Source organism: Pseudomonadota bacterium (assembly GCA_039196715.1).
In the GTDB taxonomy this organism is placed as follows: domain Bacteria; phylum Pseudomonadota; class Gammaproteobacteria; order CALCKW01; family CALCKW01; genus CALCKW01.
In genome coordinates this window covers 49,558-60,906 of the sequence record JBCCUP010000023.1, presented here as the reverse complement: position 1 = coordinate 60,906, position 11,349 = coordinate 49,558, and the positions used below count along the sequence as shown (strand labels likewise).

Annotated in this window: 9 protein-coding genes; 2 read left to right on the top strand and 7 right to left on the bottom strand. The window is 67.2% G+C overall.

Annotated features, from left to right (window positions below):
• The 7 genes from AAGA11_10310 to leuB form a co-directional block, all read right to left on the bottom strand.
• The coding region (locus AAGA11_10310) for a bifunctional folylpolyglutamate synthase/dihydrofolate synthase (GenBank protein ID MEM9603245.1) at window positions 1-223 on the bottom strand (223 nt) is incomplete at its 3' end.
• A gap of 6 nt (window positions 224-229) precedes the next feature.
• A complete protein-coding gene (gene accD, locus AAGA11_10305) occupies window positions 230-1,132 on the bottom strand; it encodes an acetyl-CoA carboxylase, carboxyltransferase subunit beta (protein MEM9603244.1) in 903 nt (300 codons plus the stop codon).
• A complete protein-coding gene (locus AAGA11_10300) occupies window positions 1,129-1,794 on the bottom strand; it encodes a phosphoribosylanthranilate isomerase (GenBank protein MEM9603243.1) in 666 nt (221 codons plus the stop codon). Before AAGA11_10300 ends, accD begins: the two co-directional genes overlap by 4 nt.
• A gap of 38 nt (window positions 1,795-1,832) precedes the next feature.
• Entirely contained in the window at window positions 1,833-2,621 is a 789-nt protein-coding gene (truA, locus tag AAGA11_10295; protein MEM9603242.1) for a tRNA pseudouridine(38-40) synthase TruA, read from the bottom strand.
• A 63-nt stretch (window positions 2,622-2,684) separates the two neighbouring features.
• A complete protein-coding gene (locus tag AAGA11_10290) occupies window positions 2,685-6,338 on the bottom strand; it encodes a FimV/HubP family polar landmark protein (protein ID MEM9603241.1) in 3,654 nt (1,217 codons plus the stop codon).
• A gap of 235 nt (window positions 6,339-6,573) precedes the next feature.
• Window positions 6,574-7,683 carry an aspartate-semialdehyde dehydrogenase gene (gene asd / locus AAGA11_10285; protein MEM9603240.1) on the bottom strand — a complete coding sequence of 370 codons (1,110 nt, stop codon included), beginning with the start codon at window positions 7,681-7,683 and terminating at the stop codon, window positions 6,574-6,576.
• A gap of 41 nt (window positions 7,684-7,724) precedes the next feature.
• Complete coding sequence (gene leuB, locus AAGA11_10280; GenBank protein ID MEM9603239.1) at window positions 7,725-8,792, bottom strand: 3-isopropylmalate dehydrogenase; 1,068 nt, start codon at window positions 8,790-8,792, stop codon at window positions 7,725-7,727.
• A 119-nt stretch (window positions 8,793-8,911) separates the two neighbouring features.
• On the opposite strand from leuB, the gene AAGA11_10275 reads away from it, so the two are divergent.
• Together AAGA11_10275 and AAGA11_10270 are read left to right on the top strand one after the other, a co-directional pair.
• Complete coding sequence (locus tag AAGA11_10275) at window positions 8,912-10,666, top strand: cache domain-containing protein (protein ID MEM9603238.1); 1,755 nt, start codon at window positions 8,912-8,914, stop codon at window positions 10,664-10,666.
• Window positions 10,663-11,265, top strand: a complete 603-nt coding sequence (locus AAGA11_10270) for a response regulator (protein MEM9603237.1) — start codon at window positions 10,663-10,665, stop codon at window positions 11,263-11,265. Before AAGA11_10275 ends, AAGA11_10270 begins: the two co-directional genes overlap by 4 nt.
• Window positions 11,266-11,349 lie beyond the last annotated feature (84 nt).

Below are 11,349 nucleotides of genomic sequence, written 5' to 3'. Positions count from 1 at the left end.
TCTGAAGGGCCGTTCGGTACCCGGCAGCGCGGTACACCGCGTCCAGGTAGCTGACAGTCGACCCTTTGCCGTTGGTGCCGCCAACCGTGATCACCGGGCACGCGAAGTGCTCGAGCCCCATCGCCACCGCGACCGCGCTCACGCGGTCGAGTCCGAGCTCCATCGGCGTGGGATGCAAGCGTTCCAGGTAGCTCAGCCACTCGCCAAGGGATTGCGGAGCCATGCGGCGTCAGGCGCTCTCGAGGTCGGCACCCGCCGCGTTTTCGGGCGTTTCGATGGCGTCCTGCTTACAGAGAATCCGCAGCATCGCGGCAATGCGGTCGCGCATGTCACGCCGGTCGACGATCATGTCGATGGCACCGTGCGACAGCAGAAACTCCGAGCGCTGGAAACCGTCCGGCAGCGTTTCACGCACCGTTTGCTCGATCACCCGCCGGCCGGCAAAGCCGATTTGCGCACCGGGTTCAGCGATGTTCAGGTCGCCGAGCATGGCAAAACTGGCAGACACGCCACCGGTGGTCGGGTCTGTCAACACGGAGACATAGGGCACGCCCCGATCGGCCATCTGCGCGAGCAGGGACGACGTCTTCGCCATCTGAAAAAGCGAGAACAGCGACTCCTGCATGCGCGCACCGCCGCTGGCACAGAAGCACACCAGCGGCATCCGTTCAGCGAGCGCCAACTCGGCGCCGCGGGCGAACCGCTCGCCGACCACCGAGCCCATCGAGCCGCCCATGAACGCGAAGTCAAAGGCCATCGCGACCACCGGCTGTGCGTGTAGCGTGCCGCGCATGACGATCAGCGCGTCTTTCTCGCCGGTCTGCTTTGTCGCGGCACTGAGCCGATCGCGGTACTTCTTGGTGTCGCGGAACTTCAGCATGTCGACGGATTCGAGGTCCCCGCCGATTTCCGTCGCACTGTCAGGGTCGAGGAAGCGGTTAAGCCGCGCCCGCGCCCGAATGCGGCTGTGGTGACCGCACTTGGGACACACGTCCTGGTTGCGATCCAATTCGGCCCGGTAGAGCACATCCTGGCAGGACGCGCATTTCAACCAGAGGCCCTCAGGCACGTTGCCCTTGCCCTGCCCGTCGGTTCTGACCCGCGAGGGGATCAGTTTGTCAAACCAGCTCATGATCCAGATTCCGAATGGTGGGCGGCGTCGGCGTTGGCGACGGCCGCAACAAAACGCGCGATCTTGTCGATGTCCTTCTGGCCGCGGGTCCGCTCGACACCGCTGCTGACATCCACCGCATGCGGTCGAAAGGCATGGATGCCCTCGGCCACGTTGTCCGGCGTCAATCCGCCGGCGAGTATCCGCGGGCGCGCGTCACTGGCCTGAACACCTGCCCAGTTGAAGGTTTCACCCAGGCCGCCGGCCTGGCCGGCGACGTTACTGTCGTACAGGAAGCCCCGAGCGTCCGGGAAGTCGCGTTCAAACGCCGCGGCTGTCGCGTGCTGATCGCGCGGTACCGCTCGAATGTAGGGCCGATCGAACTGACTGCAATAGGCAGGACTCTCGGTGCCGTGGAATTGCAGCAGCGACACGGGCAGGGACCGCAGTACCTCGTCGACCTCGGCCGCGTCGGCGTCCAGAAACAGCGCGACCACCGTGACAAAGGGCGGTAACGCACGGCACACCGCCTCGGCCTGGCCGAGATCGACGGCGCGCGGACTCTTGGGGTAGAAGGTGAGGCCGAGGGCGTCCACGCCGAGTTCCGCCGCCGCGACAGCGTGGTCGGCTCGCGTAAAGCCACACACTTTGATCCGGGTGCGGCGCGGTTGGCTGGTGGTCATGGGGTGCGAAGTATATCGGATGCCGTGCCTGCGCGCGCTTACACCGCCAGCAAAAAAGGGCTGCGTTTGCGCCAGCTCGGCACGCCGATCTCGTCGGCGTACCGGGGCCCGACGAAGTAGAGCCCGTCGGGCACCGCGGTCACACTGCCCCGGGTGCGGTCCCGAGACGCGAGCAGCTCGCCCGGGTAGCCCTCGGCTTGCGCACCGGTGCCCACATCGAGCAGGCAACCGACGATGATGCGTACCATGTTATGCAGAAACGCGTTGCCGACCACCTCGACGACCACGTACTCGCCCTGTCGCGCGACAGTCAGGCGGTCGAGGCTCCGGCGCGCGTGCTTGGCCTGGCAGCCGGCGGCGCGAAAGGCCGAGAAATCGTGCTCGCCGATCAGCGCCTGAGCGCCGGCCTCCATGCGCGCCACGTCGAGCGGTTTGCGGAACCAGGTCACGGCGCCGGCCCCGACTGCCGGTCGCGTGTCGCGGTTCAGAATGACGTACCGATAGCAGCGGTCGAGAGTGTCGTAGCGCGCGTGAAAGTCGTCGGGCACCCGGTCGATCCAGTGCACGCAGACACTGTCCGGCAAATGCGTGTTGGCGCCCATGCGCCAACCGTGCGAGGGACGCGCGACCGTCGTGTCAAAGTGCACAACCTGTGCGAGCGCGTGTACACCGGCGTCGGTGCGGCCGGACGCCACCACCTCGACAGCAGTGTCGGCGACGCGTGAGAGCGCCCCTTCCAGTGCCGCCTGGACACTGGGTGCGTGTCCCTGGCGTTGCCAACCGGCAAAACCGGCCCCGTTGTACTCGATGGCGGCCGCCAGCCTCACCACGGACCCTCTGCGGCATCAAAAAAGGGCGCCATGGGCGCCCTTTTCCGAGCGGCTACCCGTTCAGCCAAGCTGCTTTTGCAGCACCCGCGCTGCCTCGACCTGGTTCGAGTTTCCGCTGGCCACGACTTCCTTGAGCGTGCTGCCGGCGCTGTCGAGGTCACCCATGTCAATGTACGCACGCGCGAGATCGAGCATTGTGTCGACTTCATCACCGGTTGCTGTCATGTCGGCCGACTCGTCCTCTTCGATGATCGAGAGCCCCGCGGCGTCGAAGTCCAGTTCGTCCGAGAGGCCACCGATGTCGCCGCTGAGGTCAGTCTCGAGCAACTCTGCCTCGAGCCGTTCCATGTCGAGCGTCTGGTCGCCCAGTTCGGTGCCGTCTGCGTCCGTTGCGTCCAGGACCTGCTCGAACTCACCCGTCGCCGTGCCGTCGACCAGCGTGCCGTCGGACAGGTCCCCGGTGGCGTCAAGGTCGCTCAACGGCGGCAGCTCGAGGCCCTCGAGCGACGACGCACCGCCGGGTCCGAGGTTGTCGTCGGCCAACGTCAGCTCGGCCGTGCTGTCGAGCGGATCGACGTCCTGCTCAAAGCTGGACACCACGGCTGTGTTGTCCAGTTCGCCGCCGGCGGCGATGTCCGCCAGCGTATCGGACGCCAGGTCAGGCGCCTGCACGACATCGGCGGAAACGGTCTCCTCGAAACTCTCGAGTTCGCTGATCAGGCCATCGCCGGTGCTGAGCGCCGTGTCGCCCAGGTCGTCACCGAGCTGACTGCTGAGACCACCTTCATCAACCACCTCGACCACCTCAGTGGCCTCGAGCGCCTCCTCGACCGCCGCAGGCGCGTCCGGTGTCGCGCCTGCAAACAAGGCGCTGGCGGGCGCAAGGGCAGCCCCCCACCCGGCGATTTGCGACCAGTTGGCCGTCCCGTCACCGAAGGTATCCTTGTAGGTTTGCGCGCGCGCAGCGAAGGTCTCGGCGTCCTGCTTTGAAAACAGCGCCTCGAGGCGTTTGTTGTGCAGTGTCTCGTCGTCCGCGCCCTTGTCGATAGCGTCATCGAGCAGCTCTTCTGCACGGTCAGCCAGGCCGTAGGAGAGGTAGACGTCGGCCTCGGCCAACACGTCCGCATGCGGCGATTCATCTTCCGACGTTTCCGTGTCCGGGCCATCAGTGACCACGGTTTCATCGGCATCGTCAGTGGCGTAGCCCGCCGCCACGCCAGCCGCACCAAGCCCACCGGCCGCCGCTGCGACCACGGTCGCGTCAGTGGTGGCGTCGGCGCTGAGCTCGTCGTCGATCTGATCGGCGTCGTAGCGCGTCTGATCGGCCAGCTCGTCGGCCGGCTCCTCCATGACGGTGTCGGCCAGCTCATCGGCGAGCTCGGGATCCTCGTCACGGTTGCGCCCTCGTCGTGCCAACAGGAACCAGAGGAACAAGAGGCCCGCGAAGCCCGCGCCGATCAGCGCAGCGTTGCGTGGGTTGAGCAACGGCGCGTACCAGGGCTGCGCCGCGTCGGCCTCGGCCACCAGCCGGGCCGCCTCGGCCTGTTCTGCCGCGACTCGCTGAGCTTCGGCCTCGGCTGCGGCGGCCGCCTCGGCTTCTGCAGCCGCCTTGGCTTCGGCTTCGAGCCGTGCCGCGGCGGATGCCTCGGCCTCGGCAGCGGCTTCAGCAGCCGCTTCGGCCTCAGCTGCTGCTTTGGCCTCGGCTGCCAACCGCGCCTCACGGGCGGCGTCTGCAGCTGCGGCTGCTTCGGCCGCGGCTGCCGCCTCAGCGTCGGCTGCGGCCTTCGCCGCTTCCGCCTCGCCCGTCAGACGGGCGACTTCGGCTTCGGCCGCCGCTTTGGCGGCGCTGAGCTCGGCCTGGAGGGCCGTGATCCGAGCGCTGGCTTCCGCCTGGCGCAGGTCGCCGTCGGCCACAAGCGACTGGAGCTGCTCGTTGGCTGCGTCGAGCTCGGCCTTCAGCCCGTCGATCTGGGCGTTGGCAGCGTCCTCGACGGCGGTTTGCGCCTGACCCAGGTTCTGCAACCGCTCGAGTTCAGCGTTACGCACTTCTAGCAGCCGGTTCATCTTCTCGACTGCGCTCTCGAGGTCGAGGACCCGGGACTGCATCTCTTCGGCGTTTTGACGCTCGCTCTCGATGTCCTCGAGGGCCACCGCGAGCTCCTGCTCGAGCGATGCGATGCGCGCGGTCGAGGCGGTGTCTGTCTGTGTGCCGTCGCTGGCGCCGTCACTGGCCTCACCCGCCACGATCGACAGCGAACCATCGTCCGAGGCCGATTCGCCGGCTGTGGCCTCACCTGCAGCTGTGGCTTCGCCTGTCGCCGACGCAGCAAGGTCGGTCGCAGTGTCTTCGCCGGTCGACGCTGAGGCGTCAGAGGCTGCAGTGTCCCCGTCGTCGCTGGCCGCGAGATCCGCCACGGCAGTGGCTTCGCTGTCCGACCCGGCTGCCGCAGCATCGGCTGCCGAAGCGTCGGCCGCCGCAGCATCGGCTCCCGACCCGCTTTCCTCACCGGCCTCGATGCGTGCGGTGACCTGGCTCGGCGCCTCAGTGCCGCGCAGGGCACGCCACGCCGTGTGTTGCGCGTTGACCAGCTGACGTGCCTCGGCCTCGCTGATCCCCTGGACGGTGTCGGCGTCGGGCATGCGCAGGATCGAACCGCGACGCAGGGCGTTGACGTTGTCACCGTCAAAGGCCGCCGGGTTGGCGCGCAGCATGGCCACCATGGTCTGTTCGATGGTGGCGCCAGCGGGCAGGTTCGCCTTGGCGAGGCTCCAGAGCGTCTGGCCGTTTCGTACCGGTCCCACCTCGGAAGCCGTCGGGGACGATGACGGCGCCGCTGTGGTGGGCGCAGGTGTCGGTTCGGGTGTGGCAACCACAACCGTGTCCGGCTGCGACGGCGCAGCCGCACCCGCCCCCTGCGACTGTTCGAAGAGTTGATCGAGCTCGGCGACAACCGAATCGATGTCCTCGAGAATGGTTTCGGTGTACTGCTGACTGTTGCCTTCCGACTCGGCGACGGGTGTCACCACCGCGGACTCGGCCCCGTCGGTCGACGCCTCGACAGCCGCCACGGTGTCGGCTGGCGCCGGGGCCGGGGCTGCCACCAGCAAGTCGCCGACTTCCTCGAGCTCGACGATCTGAGCGCCGTCGGTGTCGGCGGTCTCGTCGAGTTCGATCACCGCATTGACGGCTTCGAGTTCGGCCTTGAGCTCGTCCTCGCTCAGCACCCCGGCCTCGGCGCGCTCGATGCGCTGCGGCAGACTGGGGTCGTCGGCCCCACCCGATTCACTTGCCGTCACCGCGTCGCTGCCGTCGAGTTCGGCGAGGAACACCGGCGGGTCAAGCAACACGGTGTATTCCCGAACCAGGCTGCCCCGCTCCCAACCCACCTCGACCAGGAAGTTCAGAAACGGCTCGTTGATCGGTTGTGCACTGCTGACGTGAATGACGGTGCGCCCATCGCTCTCGCGCAGCTCGAAATCGAGTTCGGTGAGGCGAAAGGGGCGATCGATGCCCGCCTTGATGAACGCTTCCTGCGAGGCAAGTCTTGCGACCAGACCCTGTGCTTCCTCAGCCGAGTCGGTCACCACTTCGATGTCGGCACTCAGTGGCTGATTCAACGACGAGTTGAGCTGAATACTGCCCAGTCCAAGTGCCTGCGCGCCACCGCTCGCAAGGGCCATGGACACGGCAGTCGCGCCTGCGAAACTCCGCACGTTTGAGGATTCCTTTTTCACTTTTCAGGCACCGTGTTAGTGAACCGAACAACCTGGCTGGGAATGCACACCTCGCCAACAACCGTGTAAGCGCAAGCGTGCGCACACGCGCCAGTCACCGGCCGGGTCTCTTACCTGTTGATGATAGACAATGATTTACAACGTGCCGCCAGCTGGGCACCGTCGGCCCCGACCTGTGCGGTCGGGGCACGCAACCCGACTTGCAGCATCGGCCCTAGCGGGCGACGAGGATACGCAGCATCCGGCGCAGCGGCTCCGCCGCACCCCAGAGCAATTGGTCACCCACGGTGAAGGCGTTGAGGTACTGCGGCCCGAGCGACAGCTTGCGCAGACGCCCGACCGCGATGTCCAGCGTGCCGGTCACGGCGGTGGGTGTCAGCCGCTCGGTGGTGACATCACGGCCGTTCTCGACCACCTGCACCCAGTCGTTGCTCGAGGCGATCAGCTGTTCGATCTCGTCCAGCGGGACGTCGCGGGTGAGCTTGATGGTCAGTGCCTGGCTGTGGCAACGCATCGCCCCGATCCGCACGCAGGTGCCGTCGACGGGAATCGGGTCGGAGCCAAGCCCGAGGATCTTGTTGGTCTCGGCCTGCCCCTTCCACTCTTCTCGGCTCTGTCCGCCGCCGACATCGGTGTCGATCCAGGGGATCAGACTGCCCGCGAGCGGCACCGGCCACACCTCACACGGCAACGCACCCGAGCGCATGCCTTCGGTCAGCGCGCGGTCGATGTCGAAGATGCCGCTGTCGGGGTCGGCCAGCTGATCCGCGACCAGATCGTGGCAGGCGCCCATCTGCGCGACCAATTCGCGCATGTGGCGCGCACCGCCGCCGCTTGCAGCCTGGTAGGACATGACCGACATCCACTCGACCAGGCCGGCGTTCAGCAGCCCACCGACCGCCATCATCATCAGGCTCACGGTGCAGTTTCCGCCGATGAAGTCACGCACCTGGCCGTTCAGTGCCCGATCGATGACCTCGTGGTTGACCGGGTCGAGCACGATGACCGCGTCGTCGCTCATGCGCAGTGCCGACGCCGCGTCGATCCAGTAGCCGTCCCAGCCGGTGGCCCGCAGCGGGCCATGCACGGCCTTGGTGTAGTCGCCGCCCTGGCAGGAAATGACCACGTCCATCTCGGCCAGCGCCGCGAGGTCGTGTGCGTCCTGCAGGACCGCCCCGGCCCCGGCCTCGGCGGGGGCCGGCAGGCCGGTCTGGGAGGTGGTGAAAAAGGTCGGGGTGATGGTCGCGAAGTCGTTTTCAGCACGCATGCGCTCGAGGAGCACGGAACCCACCATGCCACGCCATCCCACCAATCCAGTTTTCATGAGTCTCCCATCCAGAGTGAAGCCGCAGCGCTGTGCGGCGGTTACGCGAGGGCTGCGATCACAGCCTCTCCCATTGCCTGTGTTCCAACAGCGTCAGCGCCGCGTGCGATGTCCGCGGTGCGCAAGCCTTGGGCCAACACCGCGCCGACGGCCCGTTCGACGCGGTCGGCCTGGTCGGCCTCGCCAAGCGAGTACCGCAACGCCATTGCCAGCGACAGGATCGCCGCGAGCGGGTTCGCGATGTCCTGACCGGCGATGTCGGGCGCCGAGCCGTGGACAGGCTCGTACAAACCACGGCCGTCGCTGTTCAGCGAGGCCGAGGGCAACATACCGATGGACCCGGTGAGCATGGCAGCGCAGTCGGACAGGACGTCGCCAAACAGGTTGCCAGTGACCATCACGTCGAATTGACGCGGGTCGCGCACCAGTTGCATGGCTGCGTTGTCGACGTACATGTGCGACAGCTCGACGTCCGGGTAGTCCGCGCCCACCCGGGTCACGACCTCGCGCCACAGCTCGGACACTTCGAGCACGTTGGCCTTGTCGACCGAGCACAAGCGCTTGTCGCGTGCCATGGCGACGTCGAACGCCGAGCGCGCGATGCGTTCGATTTCCGTTTCGTTGTACACCATGGTGTTGAAGCCCGTGCGCACACCGTCGCGCACCTCGATGCCCCGCGGGTGACCGAAGTAGATGCCGCCGGTCAGTTCACGCACGATGAGAATGTCGAGCCCGGCCACCAGCTCGGGCCGCAGCGACGACGCGTCCGCGAGCTCCGGGTAGAGCATCGCCGGCCGCAGGTTGCTGAACATGTCGAGCGCGGAGCGCAGGCCGAGCAGTCCGCGCTCGGGGCGCAACGCACGCTCCAACCCGTCGTATTGCGGGCCACCGACTGCGCCCATCAACACCGCATCGGCGGCGCGGCAGGCCTCGAGGGTGTCGTCCGGCAACGGGGTGCCGGCGTGGTCGTAGCCGGCGCCACCGAACGCGTGCGATGCGGTCTCGAGTTGCAAGCCGAAACGCGCGTTGAGCGCGTCGACGACGCGCACGGTTTGCGTCATGATCTCGGGACCGATACCGTCCCCAGGCAAGACTGCGAGTTTCTTCATGGACTGCACCGGGCGTCGTAACAGAAAAGCCCACCATTGTACGCCAGTGCTGCGACGGTGCGCGAGCCTTGGTCTCGCGATGCCGTCGCCCGCTCCCGCGCAAACGCGACGGCGGGCTGGTGTCTGAGTCACCGCTCGGCGCTGCGGGTCACAGCGCCACGCCCCCGTTGTCACGGGTCGGCGCAGCCCAGGTCGGTTTCGTGGTGGCCCTGTCCGCACTCGTCGCCGCCGCGTTGTGGGCCTACGCTGCCCGCCAGCAACACATCGACCTCGAAGCGCTGGCCACGCTGCACGCCCGTGAGATCGACAGCCAACTGGTCCGCCTGGCCGAGCTACCGACGGTGCTCTCCGGCGACCCGAGGCTGGTGGGCACACTGGAGCAGCCGACGCCGCAGGCCACCGACCAGGCCAACACCCTGCTCAGCCGAGTCCAGCAGCAGACCGACATCGAACACGCGTTCCTGATGGACCGGAGCGGCCTCACGGTCGCCTCGAGCAACCACGCGACACCGCACAGCTTCATCGGGCGCAACTACGGGTTCAGGCCGTACTTTGCCGACGCGATGGCGGGCCGGCGCGGCACCCAGTACGCGGTTGGCGCCACCACCGGCGAGCCGGGCTACTTCGTCAGCCAGCCCGTGCTCGGCGGCAGCCGCGTGATCGGGGCACTGGTGTTCAAACTGTCGCTGTCACACCTTGCCGACATCTGGTCGGCGCGTGCCGAGGACACCGTGCTCGTCGACGATGCCGGCATCACCATCCTCGCGAGCGACCCCGCCCTGCTCTACCGCACCACACGATCGCTCTCCACCGACGCCGTGCGCACCCTGCAGCAGGTTCGACACTACCCGATCACAACGCAGGCCGAGCCCGACGTACACTGGCAGGCCGGCCGTGCGAACTGGCGCGGCAACCGGTATTTTGCCGCCAGCGCACAGTTGGAAACCGAGGACTGGCGGGTGGGCGTCCTGCAGGCTCAGCAGCACGTACTCGGCTCCGTCGTGCGCGATTTCATCAGCGTGATGGCGCTGCTCAGCCTGCTGTTGCTGCTCATGCGCGACTGGTGGCGCCAACGCAACCTGGCCAATGCCGAGCAGCACCATGCCCGCTACCTGACCCAACAGGTCGAGGCGCAATCCCGTGAGCTCGAGCGCGCGCAGCGCGCCCTGATCGAAAACTCCAACCTGGCCGCACTGGGCCGCATGTCGAGCGCGATCAACCACGAGGTCAATCAGCCGCTGGCGAGCCTGCGGTTGAACCTGGCAAGCCTGCACACCCTGCTCGACAAGCCGGGCGGCAACCACGACGAAATGGTGCGCACTGTGCGCGATTGCGAGCGCACGACGAAGCGCATCAGCCGAGTGGTGACGGCGCTGCGCACGCTGGCGCGGCCGGGTGACACCCGGTTCACCGAGATCGGCGTGACCGACCTGGTCGCTGACGTGGTGGACACGCTGCGCCGAGAGCAATCCCCCGTGGCCGATCTCGTCAGCACGCACGGCGACGTCGGGGTCCAGCGCGTCAACGGCAACCCGGTGCTGCTGCAACAAGCCCTGCTGAACCTGCTGCACAACGCCGAGACGGCTGTCGCCGACACCGCCGCCCCCTGCGTCACGCTGACTGCGACCGTGACCGACGGCTGGGTTGAACTGGCAGTGGAGGACAACGGGCCCGGCGTGGGCGCGGACCTCTCCGACGCGCTGTTCGAACCCTTCGTGCAAGGCCAGGACAACACCCGAGGGCTCGGACTCGGGCTGGCCCTGGCGCGCCAGATCGCTTTTCATCACCACGGCCGTCTGTCACACGAGCGCACCCCCGAGCACACCACCCGATTCGCCCTGCGGCTGCCGCTGGACGCCGCCGACACACCGTGAGCGACACACCCACCGCACGCCTGCTGCTGGTCGACGACGATCACGACGTGCTCGGCGCCTACGCCCGTTTCCTGCGGCTCAACGGCCAGAGTGTGACCGTCGCCGACCACCCCGCCCACGCGCTCTCGATTCTGGCCGACGTGGCGCCGGACCTTGTGATCACCGACCTGCGCATGCCGGGCATGGGTGGCCTCGCGTTCGCCGAGGCCGTGCGCATGCACCGCCCGCTGCTGCCGATCCTCTTCATCTCGGGTTACGCGAAACTCAGCGACGTGGTGGCGGCAATGCGCCTGGGGGCCATCGACTTTCTCGAGAAGCCCGTCGAGCCCGACACCCTGCTGGCGCACGTCTCACGCGTCGTCTCGATGTCGCAGCGCTCGGCGGCGTCTCAGCGCATCGCCTTCGAGCTCGACGACCTCGACGTGCCCTACAAGGCGCGGGTGCAGGCCTACGAGCGGTACCTCATCGAGCAGGCACTGATCGCCTGTGACGGTCAGGTCGGTGCCGTCCTGGCTCGCTTGCAAATCAACCGCCGCACATTGAACGACAAGATGTCCAAGCTCGGCCTCTCCCGCAAACAGCTCAAAGGCGGCGAGTGAATTTCGGCAAAAAATTGCCTATCCCTGCTCCACAGCTGAACGAGGCCCTTGCCAACCGATCAGTTTATCCACAATTATCAAATG

Coding starts and splice junctions, on each gene's coding strand:
- accD (MEM9603244.1), bottom strand. CDS start 1,132: ATGAGCTGGTTTGACAAACTGATCCCCTCGCGGGTCAGAACCGACGGG.
- AAGA11_10300 (MEM9603243.1), bottom strand. CDS start 1,794: ATGACCACCAGCCAACCGCGCCGCACCCGGATCAAAGTGTGTGGCTTT.
- asd (MEM9603240.1), bottom strand. CDS start 7,683: ATGAAAACTGGATTGGTGGGATGGCGTGGCATGGTGGGTTCCGTGCTC.
- leuB (MEM9603239.1), bottom strand. CDS start 8,792: ATGAAGAAACTCGCAGTCTTGCCTGGGGACGGTATCGGTCCCGAGATC.